At 65.0% G+C, this 19,089-nt stretch carries 19 protein-coding genes; 9 read left to right on the top strand and 10 right to left on the bottom strand.

All coding sequences use genetic code 11. The annotated features are described in order from the left end of the window. The first annotated feature begins 92 nt into the window (after positions 1 to 92). Positions 93 to 1,643, top strand: a complete 1,551-nt coding sequence (gene ilvA / locus BN1188_RS12940; RefSeq protein ID WP_040263920.1) for a threonine ammonia-lyase, biosynthetic — start codon at positions 93 to 95, stop codon at positions 1,641 to 1,643. A 209-nt stretch (positions 1,644 to 1,852) separates the two neighbouring features. On the opposite strand, the gene BN1188_RS12935 is transcribed toward ilvA, so the two are convergent. The 3 genes from BN1188_RS12935 to BN1188_RS21955 form a co-directional block, all read right to left on the bottom strand. Continuing rightward, positions 1,853 to 2,104, bottom strand: a complete 252-nt coding sequence (locus BN1188_RS12935) for a BrnA antitoxin family protein (protein WP_040261881.1) — start codon at positions 2,102 to 2,104, stop codon at positions 1,853 to 1,855. Positions 2,105 to 2,108: 4 nt separating this feature from the next. Continuing rightward, on the bottom strand, positions 2,109 to 2,360 hold the full coding sequence (locus tag BN1188_RS12930; protein WP_040261880.1) for a BrnT family toxin: 252 nt from the start codon (positions 2,358 to 2,360) through the stop codon (positions 2,109 to 2,111). Positions 2,361 to 2,718: 358 nt separating this feature from the next. Next, the gene (locus BN1188_RS21955) at positions 2,719 to 4,626 is read right to left on the bottom strand and encodes an S-layer family protein (RefSeq protein WP_052469266.1); all 1,908 of its coding nucleotides are present in this window, start codon (positions 4,624 to 4,626) and stop codon (positions 2,719 to 2,721) included. A 131-nt stretch (positions 4,627 to 4,757) separates the two neighbouring features. On the opposite strand from BN1188_RS21955, the gene BN1188_RS12920 reads away from it, so the two are divergent. Beyond that, the gene (locus tag BN1188_RS12920) at positions 4,758 to 5,669 is read left to right on the top strand and encodes a DMT family transporter (RefSeq protein WP_052469265.1); all 912 of its coding nucleotides are present in this window, start codon (positions 4,758 to 4,760) and stop codon (positions 5,667 to 5,669) included. A gap of 35 nt (positions 5,670 to 5,704) precedes the next feature. On the opposite strand, the gene BN1188_RS12915 is transcribed toward BN1188_RS12920, so the two are convergent. Beyond that, the gene (locus tag BN1188_RS12915; RefSeq protein ID WP_040261879.1) at positions 5,705 to 7,114 is read right to left on the bottom strand and encodes an aminotransferase-like domain-containing protein; all 1,410 of its coding nucleotides are present in this window, start codon (positions 7,112 to 7,114) and stop codon (positions 5,705 to 5,707) included. A 189-nt stretch (positions 7,115 to 7,303) separates the two neighbouring features. Between BN1188_RS12915 and BN1188_RS12910 the strand changes: the two genes are divergently transcribed. The 3 genes from BN1188_RS12910 (at position 7,304) to BN1188_RS12900 (ending at position 10,129) form a co-directional block, all read left to right on the top strand. Then, positions 7,304 to 8,230, top strand: coding sequence for a LysR substrate-binding domain-containing protein (locus tag BN1188_RS12910; protein WP_040261878.1), 927 nt, complete (start codon positions 7,304 to 7,306; stop codon positions 8,228 to 8,230). A gap of 103 nt (positions 8,231 to 8,333) precedes the next feature. Next, entirely contained in the window at positions 8,334 to 9,698 is a 1,365-nt protein-coding gene (locus BN1188_RS12905) for a metal-dependent hydrolase family protein (protein ID WP_052469264.1), read from the top strand. Further along, positions 9,695 to 10,129, top strand: coding sequence for a GlcG/HbpS family heme-binding protein (locus BN1188_RS12900; RefSeq protein ID WP_040261877.1), 435 nt, complete (start codon positions 9,695 to 9,697; stop codon positions 10,127 to 10,129). Before BN1188_RS12905 ends, BN1188_RS12900 begins: the two co-directional genes overlap by 4 nt. Before the next feature lie 46 nt (positions 10,130 to 10,175). Here BN1188_RS12900 and BN1188_RS12895 read toward each other — a convergent pair whose 3' ends face one another. Both BN1188_RS12895 and BN1188_RS12890 read right to left on the bottom strand, forming a co-directional pair. After that, on the bottom strand, positions 10,176 to 11,132 hold the full coding sequence (locus BN1188_RS12895) for a LysR family transcriptional regulator (protein ID WP_052469263.1): 957 nt from the start codon (positions 11,130 to 11,132) through the stop codon (positions 10,176 to 10,178). A 4-nt stretch (positions 11,133 to 11,136) separates the two neighbouring features. Next, the gene (locus tag BN1188_RS12890; RefSeq protein ID WP_040261876.1) at positions 11,137 to 12,294 is read right to left on the bottom strand and encodes a phospholipase D-like domain-containing protein; all 1,158 of its coding nucleotides are present in this window, start codon (positions 12,292 to 12,294) and stop codon (positions 11,137 to 11,139) included. A gap of 241 nt (positions 12,295 to 12,535) precedes the next feature. Here BN1188_RS12890 and BN1188_RS12885 point away from each other — a divergent pair, with 241 nt between their 5' ends. Both BN1188_RS12885 and BN1188_RS12880 read left to right on the top strand, forming a co-directional pair. Continuing rightward, on the top strand, positions 12,536 to 13,288 hold the full coding sequence (locus tag BN1188_RS12885; protein WP_040261875.1) for a GNAT family N-acetyltransferase: 753 nt from the start codon (positions 12,536 to 12,538) through the stop codon (positions 13,286 to 13,288). Then, positions 13,285 to 14,046, top strand: a complete 762-nt coding sequence (locus BN1188_RS12880; protein WP_040261874.1) for a lysophospholipid acyltransferase family protein — start codon at positions 13,285 to 13,287, stop codon at positions 14,044 to 14,046. The genes BN1188_RS12885 and BN1188_RS12880 overlap by 4 nt, the downstream gene beginning before the upstream one ends. On the opposite strand, the gene BN1188_RS12875 is transcribed toward BN1188_RS12880, so the two are convergent. From BN1188_RS12875 to BN1188_RS12860, 4 genes are all read right to left on the bottom strand, one after another. Next, positions 14,043 to 14,624: an acyl carrier protein phosphodiesterase gene (locus BN1188_RS12875; RefSeq protein WP_040261873.1), complete on the bottom strand. Its 582-nt coding sequence runs from the start codon at positions 14,622 to 14,624 to the stop codon at positions 14,043 to 14,045. The two genes, BN1188_RS12880 and BN1188_RS12875, sit on opposite strands and share 4 nt — an antisense overlap. Positions 14,625 to 14,632: 8 nt before the next feature. Continuing rightward, complete coding sequence (locus BN1188_RS12870) at positions 14,633 to 15,475, bottom strand: hypothetical protein (protein ID WP_040261872.1); 843 nt, start codon at positions 15,473 to 15,475, stop codon at positions 14,633 to 14,635. A gap of 81 nt (positions 15,476 to 15,556) precedes the next feature. Then, positions 15,557 to 16,561 carry an NAD-dependent epimerase/dehydratase family protein gene (locus tag BN1188_RS12865; protein WP_040261871.1) on the bottom strand — a complete coding sequence of 335 codons (1,005 nt, stop codon included), beginning with the start codon at positions 16,559 to 16,561 and terminating at the stop codon, positions 15,557 to 15,559. Between the two features lie 13 nt (positions 16,562 to 16,574). Then, positions 16,575 to 17,492, bottom strand: a complete 918-nt coding sequence (locus BN1188_RS12860) for a LysR family transcriptional regulator ArgP (protein WP_040261870.1) — start codon at positions 17,490 to 17,492, stop codon at positions 16,575 to 16,577. 87 nt (positions 17,493 to 17,579) lie between these two features. On the opposite strand from BN1188_RS12860, the gene BN1188_RS12855 reads away from it, so the two are divergent. Both BN1188_RS12855 and BN1188_RS12850 read left to right on the top strand, forming a co-directional pair. Continuing rightward, complete coding sequence (locus tag BN1188_RS12855; protein WP_040261869.1) at positions 17,580 to 18,176, top strand: LysE/ArgO family amino acid transporter; 597 nt, start codon at positions 17,580 to 17,582, stop codon at positions 18,174 to 18,176. Positions 18,177 to 18,350: 174 nt separating this feature from the next. Then, a complete protein-coding gene (locus BN1188_RS12850; RefSeq protein WP_040261868.1) occupies positions 18,351 to 18,947 on the top strand; it encodes a superoxide dismutase in 597 nt (198 codons plus the stop codon). Positions 18,948 to 19,089 lie beyond the last annotated feature (142 nt).

Here is a 19,089-nt window from a genome sequence, read left to right as displayed (position 1 = left end):
CACTGTCTCGAGGCCCTGAAACGAGAGACAGCATGTACAGCCTCACCACTCCCGGAAATAGCCCTGATAACTCGAGCCACACAGCCCAGGCCCTGAACGCTGCGCAACGAAGCAGCCTCGATCTTCTACTCAAAAGCTACGTAACCCGCATTCTGTCGGCTCCGGTATATGACGTGGCGGTGGAAACGCCTTTACAAGTCGCCCCAGCGCTCAGCGCGGCCTCGGGCAACCAAGTGCTGCTGAAGCGGGAAGACCTGCAGCCGGTGTTTTCTTTCAAAATTCGAGGGGCCTACACGCGCCTGGCCCGCCTTGGCGAAAGCCAGCGTCAGGCAGGTGTGATCACCGCTTCAGCCGGCAACCACGCCCAAGGCCTTGCCCTGGCCGCACAGGCATTGGCGGTAACGTGCCAGGTGGTGATGCCAGTGACCACGCCGGACGTGAAAATCCAAGGGGTACGCAGCCGGGGCGCCGAGGTGATCCTCCACGGCGATGCCTTTCCCGAGGCCCTGGCCTATGCCCTGGCCCTGGCGCAACGCCAAGGCGTGACCTTCGTGCCCCCTTTCGACGACCCCGACGTGATCGCCGGGCAGGGCACGGTCGCCATGGAGATGCTCCGCCAGCAGCAGGGGCCGCTTGACGCCATCTTCCTGCCCGTAGGCGGCGGGAGTCTGATCGCCGGCGTGGGCGCCTATGTGAAATACCTGCGGCCCGACATTCACATCATCGGCGTTGAACCCCATGACTCCAACTGCCTGCAACAAGCCTTGAGCGCGGGGAAACCGGTAACGCTCAACGAGGTTGGGCAATTTGCCGATGGCGTGGCCGTGGCGCGCATCGGCGAACATAACTTCGAGCTATGCCGCCACCTTGTGGATGAAGTGATCACCGTAAGCGCCGATGAAATCTGTGCGGCCATCAAGGACATCTACGACGACACGCGCGCTATCTGCGAACCGGCCGGCGCTTTGGCAGTAGCGGGGCTCAAGCGTTATGTCGAGCGCACCGGCTGCCAAGGCCAGGTGCTGGCGGCTATCACTTCAGGCGCAAATATCAGCTTCAACCGCCTGCGCCATGTGGCCGAGCGCGCCGCCCTGGGCGAAGGGCGCGAAGCCTTGCTGGCGGTGACGCTGACGGAGCGGCGCGGCAGCCTGCGCGCCTTTTGCAAGGCGCTGGGCAAGCGGCCGATCACCGAGTTCAATTACCGCTGCCAAGGTCGTGCCCATGGCCATATCTTTCTAGGTGTGCAAACCGACCCCGAACACGATGCCCGTCAAGCCTTGGTATCCCGACTCCGGCATCTGGACTACCCAGTGCTGGACCTCACGGACAACGAACTGGCCAAGCTTCACCTGCGCCACACCGTAGGGGGCCGCGCCCCCGCCGGGCTGAAGGAACGTCTCTATCGGCTCACCTTCCCGGAACGCCCGGGCGCCCTCGCCGCCTTCCTTGACGCCCTGGACCCTAGCCTTAACATCACACTCTTCCATTACCGTAACCATGGGGCCGATGCCGGACGCGTCCTGATGGGCCTTGAGCAATTGCCTGGCTGCGGTGCCGAGCGTATCGCTGGCTTCCTCAATGCCTGCGGCTGCCCGTTTACGGATGAGACGGAGAATGAGGCGTACCGGTTGTTCATTGGGTGAAGCTGACGGGGCTTCCTGGGCCTAGATTCGGCGTGAAAAGCCTTGATATTTGGTGATGAGGCGTTGAAAACAGCCTTGAAATGCTCATTTACAATCCGTAAACGTCGCTGGCTCGGCTGTTTTCGCCTTGGCTGCCCCTCGTCTCAAGACTTCTCACACAGACCCTAACGGCCCGGGGCGCTCTGACCTTCGCTCCACGATATCCGAGGCTATGAACCTCGATGAGCCTGCATGTATTGCCGCAGCAGCTGATTGATCCGGGTCTGGTAGCCAGCGCCTTGGGCCTTGAACCATTCCAATACATCCGCGTCGAGGCGGATCGTCACCGCTTGCTTCGCAGGAACCCGAAGCTCTGCTCGCCGAAAAAAATCATCGCCCAGCTCCGGAATGTCATCTTTGTTTAGGTCCTGATCGCCAAGCCTTTGCAAACGCTCCCAGTCAGTTCCCGATGCTTTCGACATAACACTAAGCCTCCTGTTTGGTTGCTTTTCGAGCGGAAATGACGCGGATGACATTTCCATGGCGCTCGGTATAGACGACAACGGCAACTAGAGCCGTCAACCAGCCAATACCGAGCCAACGGTCTTCGCCATATCCCACCCTATCGTCGCGAGTAAGAAGCATCGGATGTTTGAACATTTCAGCCACGTCGGCGAAGTCGATGCCATGTTTTCGAATATTCGACTGGTTCTTAGCCTCGTCCCACTCACACTTCATGCTATACCTTGTATGTACGCCTGTACATACACGATAGCGAGCGCTTTATGACTTATCTCGAGTGCTGCAAGCTGAATATGTTGCTAGCGGTGACTTGGTATGAAAGGACGTCATCCGGCTCCAGAGCAGATAGCCGCTGCCAGGTGCTGATGGGTCTGGATGCCCTGGCGGGTTCAAGGGCGGCCCGCATGGCCGAGATGTTCGGAGCATGTGACTGTCCGTTTACGCGTGAAACGAAGAATGAGGCGTATCGGTTGTTGGGAGGTGAGTGAGCGGACAAAAACGGAGGGAGTCTGCGGCTGGGAGCTTGGCAGTTGCAAGCCACCTCCCCCCACGACCATCGCGGCGGTGCTGTCCGTCACAAGGCGTAGCGGGCCACCACGGTGAGCGGCGCGGTGGAGGCTACCGCAACCCGGCACCGAGCTCGGCCGTTCGAAACGCTGCTCGGCAGTCGGTTGCCCGCTTCGACCAACCCGCTGTTGACCAGGTCGCCACCCGCCAAGGCCAAAAGGTTGTTGCTGGCCTTGAGGGTGCCGACGTTGTCCAGGTTCTTGCCGGCGATCAGGCTTAGATCATTACCGGCAATCAAGGCGCCGGTCGGGCCCAGGCGGCCGCTGGCCTGGGCCAGGTACACCACCGGCACCAGCACGTGCTCGCCGTTCACCACCGCGTCTTCCAGCCACACGATGTCGTGGGTGAGCGCGGCCACTTGTTCGGAGGTGAGGCTTACGCCCACCCTAAGATTCAACGCCTCCTTGCTGGCGATGGCGTTGTTCATCAGGTACTTGAACTGCGCCTCATTGGAGGTTTGCCCGTCGAGGAAGGCCTGGCCGGTGCGGGCGGTGATGGCTTGTTGAACTAGGCGTTGCTCGTAGAGGCCGTCGCCCAGTCGCTTCCAGCTGGCGTCCGGGTCGTAGCCCAGGCTGCCGAGCAGGTAGTCCGAGCTCATGAACTGCTTGAGGTCGGTGAGTGCGGGGTTGGTTTCGATCAGGTATTTATTGGCCGTAGGGCGTGCCGCTGAGCTGGGCACGCCTTGCACGGTCGGTAGGCTGCCAACGGCGTTCGTGCCACCGGAGTTGGCTTGGTGGCCAGGGGAGGCGCCGTTATCTGAACCGCCGTCAACGGGTTGGCCGACGCTAGTGGCCTGGCCGGTGATGCCTGCATTCTGGCGAGTGACCGCCGCCAACTGGGCGCTGCTGGCTGTCACTTGTGCCGCGTTACCCAGCTGGACGTTACTCCCCGCCACCTCAGGAAGGGCTTGCTCACGTTGGGCCAGGGACACACTGGCCCCTGCAATCGTCCAGTCTTGCAGGGCGCCCTGGCTGTGCGCCGGCTGAGATGCACTGCCGCCCTGCCCGCTTAGCCGGAACAGGCCGTTCTGGCCGGTGGGTAGCGTGAATCCGGGCAGGGTCAAGGGGTTGACCTGCTGTTGAGCGAGGTCCGGGGCCAGCTGTGGGTTGAGGGTCACGATAGTGGCGGTACGGGTGCCCGCCGCGGTGGTATCCGTTCGAGTACCACTGCCCACATAGTGGTAGCCCGCGCGCACCACGCTGTTGTCCACGTTGTTGCGTGCGTTGACCCTTGCAGCGCCACCGGCCTGGATCACGGCGGCATAGCTTTGGTCGCCGCCAGACAGCGTGCGTGTGCTGTTGAACTGGGTCAGTTCGGTTTCAGTGGCGGCGATGAAGCGCGCCACGGCGTCCTCTAGGCCGCTCAGGTTGTTAGGGTCGTACCCGCTGCTCTCATACCAATAGGGGTCGGTTACCGCATCGGCCAAGGCCGCATAGGGCCCTACGTTGGACGTGCGCTGAGTACGGAAAACCCGGGAGCGTTCGGTATCGGAGGTTTCCACCCCGCTGTTGGTCAGGTTGTCGAGGTCGGCGGTGAAGTCGCCACCGGCGGAAATGACGCTGCTCTGGTTAAGCAGGTCGCCACCCTTCACGGCCAGGTTGCCACCTGCGGTGATGGCCGAGGCTGCGCTGGCGTCGGTGACTTCCAGCTTGTTGCGCAACACCATTTCCCACACGTGGTTGCGCTTGCCGCCACAGTCCCCTGCGTTGACGCCTTCGATACAGGCAATTTCGCTGACCTTCGCGGTGTAGGTGCCCGCGTCATTGGTGGTCAGGATCGCGCGCACGTTTTCCAGCGTGCTGGCGGCCAGGCGCATGTCGCCGTCGCTCTGGACGGTTCCGGAACTGTTGACGATGCGGTCGGCCAGGGCACCGGCGCCGTCGCGGTCGATGCTCAACTTGGGAAGCAGTGGCAACTGTCCTGCTCGGCCGCCTGCACAGTTCGGCGTTGTGCCGGCCAGTTGTATAGGTACGCCTTGTGACCCGCGCCTTACCCTGTGTACAGCGCCCATATGGGGGCGCATCGCATTTAGAAGGAACCGCCAGCATGACGCACGCCACCCTAGCGACCTCGCATTCGCCCCAACCGGACGCCCGTAGCCAGGACACCCAGGCGTACCTGCTGGGCCTGGTTTCAGTCGCGGCCTTCGCCATGACACTGCCCGCGGCCAAGCTGCTTGCGGGCGAGCTGAGCGCTTTGCAGGTGGGGTTTTTCCGCTCGGTACTGGCGGCGCTGGCCGCCATTCCGTTTTTGTTGCTGGGCCGAGCCAAGTGGCCTGATCGATCCCAGGTCAAGCGCATGCTGCTGACCTCTACCGGCATCGTTTACGGGTTTCCGATTCTCACCGCGTTGGGCATGCAGTACGTTCCGGTCAGCCATGGCGGCGTAGTACTGGCGGCGCTGCCCCTGTCCACGGCCATTTTCGGCACCCTGATCACGGGCACCCGGCCATCGGCGGCGTTCTGGTCGGTTTCGGGGCTGGGCTTCATGGTAGTGGCTGGCTACATGGTGCTGACGACGTCGTTGTCTGGCCTTTACCTGGGTGACTTGGCCCTGCTGGGCGCGGTTCTGCTGGCCGGCTTCGGCTATGCCCAGGGCGGCGCGCTGTCCAAGGAGCTGCCGGGGTGGCAGGTAATGTGCTGGACGCTGGTGGTCAGCCTGCCGGTGCTGCTGCCGGCCAGCCTCTGGCTGTACACCCCCACCATCCCCGACCAGCTCAGCGGCCAGGGCCTGGGGGCCTTGCTGTTTCTGGCGCTGATCAACTCCCTGCTGGGGTTCTTCTCCTGGAACCGCGCTCTGGCGCTCGGCGGCATCCAGCGGATCAGCCAGCTGCAACTGCTGCAGCCGTTCTTTACTTTCCTCTTCGCCATCGCCCTGATGGGTGAAAACTGGAACTGGGGCACTCCGGCGGTATGCGCTGTGGTCATCCTGCTGGTGTGGCTGGCCAAGCGCTGTTGAGCCGAGCCCTCATCAAGCTCTTCCGCAGGTGGCCATCAGGTGGCGCGAGCCAGCGCCAACTGTGCCTGGAAGAAGGCCTTGAAGGCTGGCACGTTGCAGTAAGCCACGTTGAAACGCAGATGCCGGTCATAGTGCCGGCCATGGCTGAACAGCGACCCGGGCGCCAGGAAGATGCCAGCATGGTGGGCTTGTTCGATCATACTCGGCAGGTCGAGGTGATCCGGCATCCGGCCCCAGAGAAAAAGCCCGTCAGGGCTGCGGTCATCGAAGATCACCCCGGCCTTGCTCAACCACTGGCGCGCCGTGGCCCGCGCGCGCATCACTCGCTGGTTGAGCGTGATCAGGTGCTGCTGGTAGCGACCGGCATGCAGGGTATCGGTCACCAGGGTTTCATCGAGGGCCGAGCCGCACAGCAGGTCACACATTTTTGCTTCCACCAAGGGCTCGACCAAAGCGGTGGGTGCCACCAGGTAACCCACGCGCAAGGCGGGGCTCAGTACCTTGCTGAAGCTGCTGACATAGAAGCTGCGGCGCAGGCCGTCCAGGCTGGCCAGGCGCGGGGTGGGCTGGGAGGCCAGCGGCCCATAGACGTCGTCTTCCACCACATGAAAATCGTAGCGCTCGGCCAGGGACACGATACGCTGGGCCTTGCTCGGCGAAGTGCTGCCGCCGGTGGGGTTGTGCACCAGGGTTTGAGTAAGGAACAGCCGCGGTCGATAGCGGGCCACCGCCGCTTCGAAGGCGTCCATGTCTGGCCCGTCGCGCAGGCGAGGCACAGTGATGAGATTGAAGTCAGGCTGCTTGATCGACTTAAGCTGCAGCAGCAGGTAACTGGGGTCCTCGGCCAGCAGGTAATCCCCTTCCCGCAGCACGACCTTGCGGATCATGGACAGGGCGTGGGTCGCGCCCAGGGTCATCACCACCTGCTGGCTGCTGGCGTCGATGTGCAGGTCGCGCAGTCTGCGGGCGATGGCCCCACGCAGCTCATCGCTGCCGGCGGCCGGGGCAGGCCTGCTACTGGCAAGCGCGTTACGCACCAACCGCCCGGTAACCGTGGGCGGCACGGCGTCGGCCAGCCAGTCGGGCGGCAGGTAGCCGGCGCTTACCGGCAATTCATACCGGACAGGGTCCAGGGCGCGATAGAGAAAGTGGCCCTGCACGTTCGCGGGGCCTACGGCTTCATCCATCTCGCCAAGAGGCTCATCGCCTCTCACCGGCAACACGAAATACCCCGCGCCCGGGCGAGCCTCTATGACCTGCCGGGCCGCCAGCCCCTCATAGGCGCTGGCCACGGTGAACACGCTCACGCCCAGTTGCCGGGCCAGTGCCCGCACCGAGGGCAGGCGCGAGCCCTGCACCCAGTGGAAGGTCTCGATACCGCCCAGGATGCCCTGGCGAACCTGGTCTACCAGCAGTGTCTTGCTGTCGCGGTCAATCTGGAACATTGCGTGTCCTTGCTGGCGGGCCAGCGATCCCAGGGCTATGGGCGGCCCTTTCCTTGCGCCATGCCAGGCATTGGAGCAGCAATCAGACTCACGCGCCAGCCCGCCGCCTGTACCCCGGCCCTTGACGAAGCCGCCCCCAGCCCGCAACGTATCGGCCAAATAACTACAACAACCCACAGGGACCGTGCCATGCGATTCCACCACCTGGATTTGAACCTCCTGGTCGCGCTCGACGTCTTGCTCGAAGAATGCAATATCACCCGCTCCGCCGAACGCCTGCACATGACGCAGTCCGCCACCAGTGGCGTGCTCGGCCGGCTGCGCGAGTACTTCGATGACGAACTGCTGGTGCAGGTCGGGCGCAAGATGCAGCCCACGCCCTATGCTCTGCAGTTGGCCGAGCCAGTGCGCGAGGTACTGCTCAAGATCCGCTCGTCGATCACCAGCAAGCCGGTGTTCGACCCGGCCACCAGCAAGCGGCACTTTCGCCTGGTGACGTCCGACTACCTGATCAGCGTGCTCTTTTCCAATGTGCTGCAGAAGCTGCACAAGCAGGCGCCGAACATCACCTTCGAAATGCTCAGCCCTGGGGATAACTCCGGCGAGCTGCTGGCCCGTGGCGAAATCGACCTGATGATCGTGCCTGAGCGCTATATCCTCCCGGAGCATCCGTCGCGGCTGCTGTTCGAGGAAGAGCATGTGTGCGTGGTGTGGGCCGGCAACGATCAGGTGGGCGATCACCTCACCCTGGAGCAATACCTGAGCCTGGGCCATGTGTCGGTCGGCTTCGGGCGCACGCGCCATCTGAGCATCGAGGACTGGTTCATGGCCCAGTACGGCGTGAGCCGGCGCATGGAAGTGATCACCAATGACTTCAATACCCTGGCGCGCCTGGTGGTCGGCACCAACCGGGTAGCGACCATGCACAGCCGCCTGGCGCGCCTGCAGGCCGAGCACCTGCCGCTGCGCCTGCTGCCGCCGCCGGTGAAGATACCGGTAATGGGTGAGTACATGCTCTGGCACCGCACCCTGGAGGGTGACCCGATGCACGCCTGGCTGCGCGACCAGATCAGCCTGGCCATCGGCGACCTGGAACAGGAAGCACGCGCCGCCTGAGCTATCGATCGCATCGATGGCTAGCCATCGAAGGGTTTTGCTGTTGGCGCCGAGCGCCTCTGGTTAGGTTGGGCCATCTCCATAACAAGAAAGGGATTGGCCCATGTCCGCCTTGCACCTGCGCTGCCACACCTTGTTCGACAGCATCGACCTTGCCCCTCGCCAAGACCAGACCCTGGTTATCGAGAACGGCCTGTTCTCCTACGTAGGGCCCACGGCCGAAGCTCCAGTGGCCCGGCCAGGCGACCAGCGAGTCGAAGGCATCGCGCCCTTCGTGATGCCCGGGCTGGTGGACGTGCATACACACCTGGCTTTCGGCAACGCCCAGAGCGAAGAAGACATCGATATCTGGACCAGCGATGAATTCCGCGCCCTGCGCGGCATGTTCTTCGCCCGCCATGTGCTGGCCGCCGGGGTCACCAGCATGGTCTGCCCCGGTGACAGCGGCCAGTTGAGCATCTCGGTGCGCAACGCCATCAACGCAGGCTTGTTCGAGGGCCCGCGGGTGGCCGCCAGCAGCCGCGTGATCACCAACCGGCAGAGCCTGAACGACTGGTTCCCCAGCCGGGTGGGCGCGCCCGAGTACTTCACCGCCCGCCTGGTCACCAGCCGCAGCGAGGCCATAGCGGAGATTCGCACCCAGGCCAAGGATGGGGTGGACCTGATCAAGATCGCCATGGACGGCACCCATCGCCGGCCCAATGGCGAGATCATCGCCGCCTTCACCGCCGACGAAACCCGGGAGATGGTCGAGGAAGCCCACCGGCTGGGCTGCAAGGTGGCCACTCATGCCTATGGCCGCGAAGCGGTGATGTATGCCGCCAAGGCCGGCGTGGACCTGATCTTCCACGCGTTCTACATGGACGATGCCTGCATCGAGGCCATGCTCGAAAGCGGCAGCATCCTGGCCCCCACCATGACCTTCCCGCAGAACACGGTGGACTTCTGCCAGCCCCACGACCCGGCCATCACCACGGGCTACGCCGGCTATTGCAAGCGCACCCTGGAAGTGGGCAGCGCGGTGCTGCGCCGGGCCAAGGCGGCCGGGGTGCCCTTCGCCTGCGGCAGCGACAGTGGCTTTGCGGTCACCCCTTATGGCGAATGGCATGGGCGCGAGGCCGAGCTCTTGGTCAGCCGCCTGGGTTTCACTCCGGCCGAAGCCTTGCACGCGGCCACGGCCGTGGGCGCGCGCTGCATGCCGCGCGGCGACACGCTTGGCACGCTTGCCGTCGGCCAGCAGGCTGACCTGCTGATCTTCGAGGCTTCTCCGCTGGAGGATATGCGCCGCCTGATCGACCGCGACTGCCTGCGCGCCGTGTACAAGGCGGGCAAGCCGGTGAGCCTGGAGCGCACGGCCTACAACCCCAAGCAAGTGTCGGACTTCAATTCACTGAAATGGACTGACCTCTATACCCGGGACCGCGTGCAAGCCCTGGCCGCCCTCAAAGACGGAGCGGTGCGCGCATGAGCCTATTGGACCTGGATACGGCGCTGATCCTCGCCCGCCGCGCCATTGCCGAAGGCGTGACACAGGGTTATCAACCGCTGGCCGCGGCAGTGCTGGATCGCCACGGCCATCCCCTGGCCGTGCTGCGCCACCCCGAAGCCAGCTTCCTGCGCCCGCAGATCGCTACGGCCAAGGCACGTGGTTGCGTGGGCATGGGCTTCGGCGGTCGTGAGCTGGCCCGCCGCGCCCAGGCCGTGCCGACCTTCTTCGATGCCCTCAACAGCCTGACCGGCGGCCAGGTGGTGCCGGTGGCCGGTGGCGTGCTGATTCGCGACTCCGGGGGGAGCCTGCTCGGGGCTTTAGGTATCAGTGGTGACACCTCCGATAACGACGAGCGCTGCGCGCTGGCTGCTATCGAAGCCGCCGGCCTGGTGGGCGATATCGGCGGCTGATTGACGGGGCGATTGCAGCTCGGCGGCGACCGGGCATGGCGCGGCGTCAGGCCGGGTCGCGGCCAAGGCCGGCTGCTACGGCGGCTACCGGCCGCGCCAGCTCACTCAAAACCTTGCGCAACCACGCTAACGCAGGGTCGCTGTCTTGATAAGGATGCCACTGCATCACCTGCAGGGCGCGGGGAAAGTCCACCGGTGTCGGCCACAGGCGCAAGGGGTAACGCTGGGCCAGCTGCTCGGCCTGGCGGCGAAACAGCGTGGCGATACGCTCAGTGCCCACGATGAACTCCGGCATCAGCGCAAAGCTTTCCAGGCGCACGACTACCTCCCGAGCCAGGCCGACCTCCCGCAAATGCAGTTCATCCATGCCCAGGGTGCGTCCGTCGGCGAAAGCGCGCACCACATGTTCGGCGGTCTCGTACTGGGCCAGGCTTAATCCCCGCGCGTACGGCGAGGCTCCAGACCAGGCCATGCAGCACCACTGGTCTTCCAATAGGGGCGCCTGGGGAAACTGAGGGTTATGCCGCCGCTCAGGCACGATCACCAGGTCGCAACGGCGGTATTCCAAGGCCTCGCTCACCACATCCTGTTCCCGGGGCGGTGGCAGGTCGCGCAGGCTCAGGCGTACCTTCGGCGCCGTACGCGCCAGGGTTGCCGCCAGCGCGGGCATAAGGACCGCGATTACATAGTCAGACGCCGCGAGGGTGAAGCTGCGTTCGCAGGTTGCGGGGTCGAAGTCAGTGGGTTCTTCCAGCAGCTCCCGTGCCAGCGCCAGGGTTTGCCGCACCTTGGGCAGCAAGGCCGCTGCCTTGGCCGTGGGCTGCAACCGCCGCCCCACCTGTACCAGCAAGGGGTCGTCGAAATGTTCGCGCAGCCGAGCCAGCGCCGCGCTGGTCGCCGACTGGCCTAGGTGCAAGCGCTCGGCCGCGCGGCTGACGCTGCATTCGCTGAGCAAGGCGTCGAAGGCGATCAGCAGGTTCAGGTCGAGGCGGCGTAGGCGCACTGGCTCACCCCCGACTGTCCAGCAAATTGGCCACCAGCCGGTCCAGCCAGCCCCACATCCGCTGCTTGGCGCGGCGCCACAGCGGGCGGTCCTGCCACTGCTCCTGGGTGATCTCGGCGCTCTGGGCCAGGTCCGCCCTGAAACTGGCCTCCACCGCAGCCGTAAGGGCGGGGTCGAGGGCTTCGATGTTCGCTTCGAGATTGAAGCGCAGGTTCCAGTGATCGAAATTGCAGGAACCTATGCTGACCCAGTCGTCCACCATCACCATTTTCAAGTGCATGAAGCACGGCTGGTATTCGAAGATCTTCACCCCGGCGCGTAGCAGCTTGGGGTAATAGCGGTGGCCGGCGTAGCGTACCGATGGGTGATCGGTGCGCGGGCCGGTGAGCAAGAGGCGCACGTCCACGCCGCGTTGGGCGGCGCGGCGCAGGGAGCGGCGCACGCTGTAGGTAGGCAGGAAGTACGGCGTGGCCAGCCAGATGCGGCGCTGCCCCGCGTGCAGCGCGCGCACCAGGGAGCGCAGGATGTCGCGGTGCTGGCGCGCGTCGCAATAGGCCACCCGGCCCAGGCCGTCGCCGCTGGGTGGCATGCGCGGTACCCTGGGCAAGCCAAAGTGGGTCGGCGGGCGCCAGGCGGTCCGCCGGTTGTTGGAGCGCCACTGGCGGTCGAACAGCATCTGCCAGTCGGCCACTACCGGGCCCTGCATCTGGACCATCACTTCGTGCCATTCGCTGCTGGCCGCCTCAGGCTGCCAGAACTGATCGGTCACGCCGGTGCCGCCCACCACGGCCAGGGCCTGGTCGACCAACAGCAGCTTACGATGGTCGCGAAACAGGTTGCGCCCCCCGCGGCGCCAGGACACCGGGTTATACAGCCGCAGTTCCACGCTGGCATCGAGCAAACGCTGGCGCGCCGGGTTCACGAAGGCCAGGCTGCCATAGCCATCGAACAGGCAACGCACCCGCACGCCTCGGCCCGCCGCGGCCACCAGGGTATCGACCACCGCATCCGCGCAGTGGCCTGCCTCGACCAGGTACAGCTCCAGGTCGACCTGCCCTTCAGCGCGCTCGACGGCCGCCAGCATTCGAGGAAAGAACGCCGGCCCATCGATAAGCAGCTCGAAGCGGTTGTCGTTACGCCAGGGGAAAACCGGGCCGGCCATGGCTCAACGGGCCTGGCCAGGAAGGAGGCCATGGGCGGCGGTGCAACTGGACATTGTGTGCGCCTGATAAATTGACCGAGTCACCTTACCCGCCTTGCAGGAAATTTCCTACAAGACGCCCGGCAGCGCTGGAGGTTCCGCTGGCAGCCGGCTTCACACAAGCATCACCGAAGCTTAACGGACCTGACATTAGGGCTGCCTAGCCTGAGCGTGCCGCTTCCGCCATGCCTTGGAGCCTGCCATGACCCAGACCGTATCCACGGGCCCGTGCAACCTTCCCCGCCGACTCCGGGCCGAGCACCTGTCCGGCTCGGCCGTCCTTGAGGCACAAGCCCTGCGCTACCGGGTATTTCGCGAAGCCTTCGAGGCCGACCTGGGCGATGCCGATCGCGCCCTGGACCAGGATGACTACGACCCCCATTGTCAGCATCTGGGTGTACGAGACCTGGCGACCGGCGAGCTGGTCGCCACCACTCGCCTGCTCGACCACCAGGCTGCCCGACGCCTGGGCGGTTTCTACAGCGAGGAAGCGTTCAGCCTGCATGGGCTGGGCACCTTGCAAGGCCCCATCCTGGAAGTGGGACGCACCTGCGTGGCCCAGGGCTACCGCAACGGCGGGACCATCGCGGTGCTCTGGGCCGAGCTGGCCGAGGTGCTGAACCAGGGCGGCTATCGCTATCTGATGGGGTGCGCCAGCGTGCCCATGCGCGACGGCGGGGTTCAGGTCGAAGCGGTGATGCGCCGCGTGCGCGAAAGCCACCTGTGCCTGAACGATGTTCGCGCGGAGCCCCGCTGCCCGGTTCCGGCGCGAGGGCTGCAAGCCAATATTTCCGCGCAATTGCCACCCCTGCTCAAGGCTTACCTGCGCCTGGGCGCCAAGATCTGCGGTGAGCCCTGCTGGGACCCGGCTTTCCAGTGCGCGGATCTGTTCATCCTGCTCAAGCGCGAGCACCTGTGCCCACGCTATGCCCGTCACTTCAAGGCCGCCGTATGAAGCTGTGGCTGCGCCTTGCGCGCCTGTTGCCCGGTTTGCTGCTAGGGGTGTGCCTGGCGCTGCTGCTGGTGCTCTGCGAGGGCCTGCGGCTGAAGGGCGGGGCCCGGCGCCGGGCCCGCTGGACCCAACGCTTCATGGGCGCCCTCGCTCGCCGACTGCCCTATGAGTATCGCCTGGTGGGCGAGCTGCCGACCCAGCCCATGCTGTGGGTAAGCAACCATGTCTCCTGGGCGGATGTGCCGGTGCTCGGGCAACTGGCGCCCTTGACCTTCCTGTCCAAGGCCGATGTCCGGCAATGGCCTTTGCTGGGCTGGCTGGCCCAGCGGGCGGGCACGCTGTTCATTCGCCGGGGTGGTGGCGAAAGTGCGCCCCTGCGCCTGGGCATCGGAGACCATCTGCGTCAGGGAGGCTCGCTGCTGGTCTTTCCCGAGGGCACCACCACCGACGGCAGCGGCACTGCCACCTTCCATGGCCGCCTGCTGGGCGCGGCCATCGAGGCAGGCGTTGCGGTACAACCGGTCGCGTTGAAATACCTGCGCGGCGGGCGGCTCGACCCCATCGCCCCCTTCATTGGCGACGATGCTCTCTGGCCGCACCTCAAGCGACTGTTCCAGCACCCCAAGGCGATGGTGGAGATACATGTACTGCCACCACTGCCCAGTCAGGGGATGGACCGTTCCAGCCTGGCCCGGCTTGCACGCCTGGCCATCGACGAACGCTTGGCGCCGCGGTCGCGCGAAGCTCGTAAAGTGGCCTAGACAGGCGGCCGCCACTGGCTGGCGAAGCCTTGCAACTGGGGATAGAAGGAGCGGAAATCCGCCAGCAGAATGGGATACAGGGCTTGCAGCTCGGGAAGCACCCCCAGCAAGCCCTCAGGCCTGGACAACCGCCGCGAGATCCCTTCCAGCACATCGCCGATCACCGTCAGCTCCCGGTAAGAACCCAGCCAGTCGTTGCGCGCCATCAAGGGCGCAATGGCCGCCAGGCGTCCAGGAAGGTCCGGCGTGCGCAGCAACACCTCATAGGCCCGGGCGGTGAAGACCGACAGGGGCTCGGGGTGGTAATCCTGCCAATGACGCGCCAGGCAGTGATCGAAGAACACGTCGAGGATAATCCCGGCGTAACGTCGGCGGGCGGCAGGCAAGCGAGCCATGGCGGCCAGCACCAGCGGATGGCTGTCGGTGTAGCGGTCGATGGCCCGGTGCAGGCGAATGCCCGCCTCCACCTCGGCCGAAAAACGCCCCGCCACGTCACCTTTGACGAAGTCCCCATACAGGCTGCCAAGCATCTGCTCGGGCCGGGGACCACCGAGGTGAAGGTGAGCGAGGAAGTTCATGAGCCCTGTCATTGCCCCCGGCGGTCGAGCTGCTCCTGCAGATTCTGGATCTGAGCCTGGAGGCCGTTGATGTTGCGTGTGGTCTGACCACGGAAGGCGTCGAACTCGCTGTTGGTCGGACCGGCGGCGGCCTGGTCGGCGCTGTGGTTGTCCTGCTGGGCCTTGAGCACGACCAGGTCTTCCTCTACCTGCTCCAGGCGGCCGCTCAGGTCGCCTTGTTTCTTCAAGGCCGCCAGCTCATTGGCCAGCGCCTTGACCTGGGTTTCCAGGCCCGCCTGGTTCGCCTGAGTGGTCTTGACGCTGGCAAGATCCGCGGCCAAGGCCTTGAGCTGGCCCTGGGCCTGTTCATTGACCAGCTGTTGCGCGCCCAGCTGACTGTTGAGTTGCTCCAGGCGCTGGTTGTTGGCGCCCTGCTGGCCACCCGTGGTCTGCTGCTGGCGGCCCAGGTCGTCGAGCCGGGCCTGCAGTTGCCTGACCTGCAACTTCAGGGCCTCGGTGTCTCCCGCCACTGTGGTTTCCCCGTCGGCCACCTTGCCGCTGATGGCCTGCAGGCGCCCGGCAGCCTCTTCGCTGACCTTGGCGAAGCTTTCCTGGGTCGCGACCAGTTGCTGCTCCATCAGAGATATTTGCTGGAAGCTCCACCAACCCAGGCCACCGAGGGCAATGAACAGGGCCAGCACCAGAGCCCACAGGGGGCCGGTGGCTGGCGCCTTGACCTTGACCACCGGCGTGGTGCGCGAATAGACCGCTTCATGTCGGCCCGCGGGCTCCAGGGCCGCATCGTCTTCATCATGGTCACTGGCGGTCAGGCTAGGCAGGTGGTCAAAATCATCTCGGGAGTCTTTGCGCATGGGGTGTTCCGAAGCGGTAACTGGCAAGTGGGCGCGAGTCTATCAGCGCGGCCGGCTGTCGTGGGGCCCGGGTGCGTGAGGTCAACGGTATTTACCGGTTGTGTCCCGAGCCCGCCAGCCTTGGCAGAGCGCGTCCATGCCTGCCCACACCGAGGCCTGTGGCTGATAGCCCAGGTATTGGCGGGCGCGGTTGATGTCCAGGCAATTGTCCTGGGTAATCCAGCCCAGGTCATGGGGCGTCAGCGGTGGCCGCGGGCGGCCGGGCCAGGCCTGGCGCGCCAGGCTGCCGAATCGCGTGCCCAGGCGCGCCAGCCCCACCGGGCGGTAATCTCGCAGCTGCGGCAGGCGCAGTTGACGCAGGCCGTAATTAAGCACGTCCCAGAAAGGCACGGCCTGATCGTTGGCAATGTTGTACACCCGCCCCAAGGCGTCGTCCTCGGCGAACAGGGCAGCCAGCAGGGCGTGGTCCAGATTGGCCTGGGTGGTGAAATCGACCCGGTTCAAGCCATCGCCAAGCAGGCTCAGACGCCCCCGGCCACAAAGCTCGAACAAGCCCGGCCATAGCCAGGGCTCGCCCTCGCCCAGCACCGGTGCAGGCCGCAGGGCCACCACCTGCAAGCCAAACTCCTCGGCGCCAAACACACGTTGCTCAGCTCGAAAACGGGTTTGCGCCTGCAGCGACGCCTTGCGGGGCGGCACTTGATCTTCGCGCAAAGGGGCTGCGCTGGAGGAGCGTTCGTAGATCTGCGCGCTGGAAAGGTACACCAGGCGACGCACCTGTGCCTTGATGCAGCCTTCGACCACATTTTCCGTGGTGCCGAGGTTGGCCTGCTCGAAATCCGCCAGTCGGCCCCAATGCCCACCGAGGCCAGCGCAATGCACTACCGCATCCATGCCCTGGCACAGCTGCAGGGCGAAACCGGCATCGAGCAAGTCGCCTTCGCATACTTGCGCTCCCAGCCTGGCCAAGACTGCCAGGCGTTCACCGCGTCGGCCGCTGGCGCGGACCCGAAGGCCCTGGGCTAAGGCGCTGCGAGTAAAGCTCGCGCCAATGAAACCGGTAGCCCCGGTGATCAGAATGTTCATGCTGCCTCGCTACTCATTTTCTCACCGCAGTGGCGACGCTCGCCATTGGCACCAGGGCACGCCCGGCCTGCCTGACCAGTTCGCTGGTCAGGTCAGCCAGAAGCTTGCCGCCGCTGCGCCAATGGTGCCAGTACAGCGGCACATCGCTGGGGTGGCCAGGCAGCAACTCGACCAGGCTGCCCTTGGCCAACTGGGCCTGGACCTGCATTTCCGGCACCAGCCCCCAGCCAAGGCCCGCTTCGGTCATGCGGACGAAGCCTTCCGAAGACGGCACCAGGTGATGGGCGAACCCTTCCTCGATGCCCAGCGAGGCCATGAACCGGTGCTGCAACAGGTCATCGGGGCCGAACACCAGGGCCGGTACCTGTGCCAGTGCCGCGGGACTGAAGCCTTCAGCAAAATGACGAGCGATGAAGGCCGGGGTGGCTACCGCCCGATAACGCATGGCCCCCAAGGGCTCGCTGCGCGCCCCTGCCACTGGTCGTGGCGCCGCGCACACGCAACCGGCCACCTCGCCGGCCCGCATGCGCCGCAGGCCTACGTCCTGGTCTTCAACCACCAGGTCCAGGAGCACATGGCGCTCCTGGCAAAAACGCGCCACGGTTTGCGGCCACCAGGTAGCGAGGCTGTCGGCATTGATGGCCACCCGCAGCCGCTCGGGCGGGCCGTCTTCACCAAGGCAGGGTAGCGCTTCGCGCAGTTCCCGCTCCAACAGGCGCACCTGCTGTACATGGTTGAGCAACAGGCGGCCGACAGGGGTTGGGCTAGGTGGTGCCTGGCGCACCAGTACCGGCTCGCCCAGGCGCGCTTCGAGCAGCTTGATGCGCTGGGACACCGCCGACTGCGACAAGCCCAATGCCTGGGCGGCGCGCTCGAAGCCGCCTTGCTCGATCACCACGGCCAAGGCGGCGAGCAGTTTGTAATCGAACATCGATTTTCCTAATGCCTCATCAGCATGATTGGTTTTTCTTATACCTCAGTGAACTTCAGACTGTCAGCCTTCCCAAGGAGACTTTCCATGCTGCAGAGTTACCTGAACGGCCTGGCCATCGCGATTGGTCTGATCGTCGCCATCGGTGCGCAGAACGCTTTTGTCCTGGCCCAAAGCCTGCGCCGCGAACATCACCTGCCAGTGGCTCTGCTCTGCGTGCTCTGCGATGTGCTGCTGGTCAGCGCCGGAGTATTCGGCCTGGCGAGCTTGTTGAGCCAGAGCCCCGCCCTCCTGGCCATCGCTCGCTGGGGCGGGGTGGCCTTTCTGCTCTGGTACGGCTGCCAGGCATTGCGCCGGGCTTTGTCACGTCAGGCCCTCCAGGCTGCCGAGCAGGGCCCGCGCTCCCGGCGGGCGGTGCTGCTCAGCGCAATGGCCGTGACCTTGCTCAACCCTCATGTATATGTGGACACGGTGTTGCTGATCGGTAGCCTCGGCGCCCGCCAGGCGGTGCCGGGCGCTTACGTCGCCGGCGCCGCCAGTGCGTCCGCGGTGTGGTTCTTTACCCTGGCGCTGGGTGCCGCCTGGCTGGCGCCCTGGTTGGCCAGGCCCGCTACCTGGCGCCTGCTGGACCTGGCCGTGGCGCTGATGATGTTCGGCGTGGCCGGGCAGCTGATTCTAGGGTAAGCACCCTCGACGTTAACGGCGCCGAGGCGTCTATTCCCTACGGTTGCTGCGTGGTTAAGGCGTAGCCCCGGTGCTATGATCCCGCGCTTGTGCCCGCTCCGCTTCGCGGGCGCAGCCTCGGCCGCCCGTGATCGGCCTTGCGTCTACCGCAACAGACCTGATTAGGAGAATCAAATGGCTTTTGAACTGCCGCCGCTGCCGTACCCACACGACGCCCTGCAGCCGCACATCTCCAAGGAAACCCTGGAGTTCCACCACGACAAGCACCACAACACCTATGTCGTGAACCTGAACAACCTGATCCCGGGCACCGAATTCGAAGGCAAGACCCTCGAGGAAATCGTCAAGTCCTCGTCCGGCGGCATCTTCAACAACGCGGCCCAGGTCTGGAACCACACCTTCTACTGGAACTGCCTGTCTCCCAACGGCGGCGGCGAGCCTACCGGCAAACTGGCCGAAGCCATCACTCAGGCGTTCGGTTCCTTCGAGAAGTTCAAGGAAGAATTCAGCAAGACGTCCATCGGCACCTTCGGTTCCGGCTGGGGCTGGCTGGTCAAGAAAGCTGACGGTTCCCTGGCCCTGGCCAGCACCATTGGCGCCGGCAACCCGATGACCAGCGGCGACACCCCGCTGCTGACCTGCGACGTGTGGGAGCACGCTTACTACATCGACTACCGCAACGTGCGGCCCAAATACGTCGAAGCGTTCTGGAACGTGGTGAACTGGGACTTCGTCGCCCAGCAGTTCGAAGGCAGCGCCTTCAAGGCCTGAGCCGCCAACGTCCAGACTGTCCCGGGGGCCAGCTAGACTGGTTCCCGTGGCCAACTTCGCTGGCGCTCCGCGGTTTGGAGCCAGCGCCTACCTTTCATCGCCTCGCCTCAAGTTTCAGCCACGGGCATCGATACACCAAAGA

This window comes from Pseudomonas massiliensis (assembly GCF_000826105.1).
Taxonomy (GTDB): domain Bacteria; phylum Pseudomonadota; class Gammaproteobacteria; order Pseudomonadales; family Pseudomonadaceae; genus Aquipseudomonas; species Aquipseudomonas massiliensis.
This window is presented reverse-complemented; position numbering and strand designations above follow the sequence as displayed.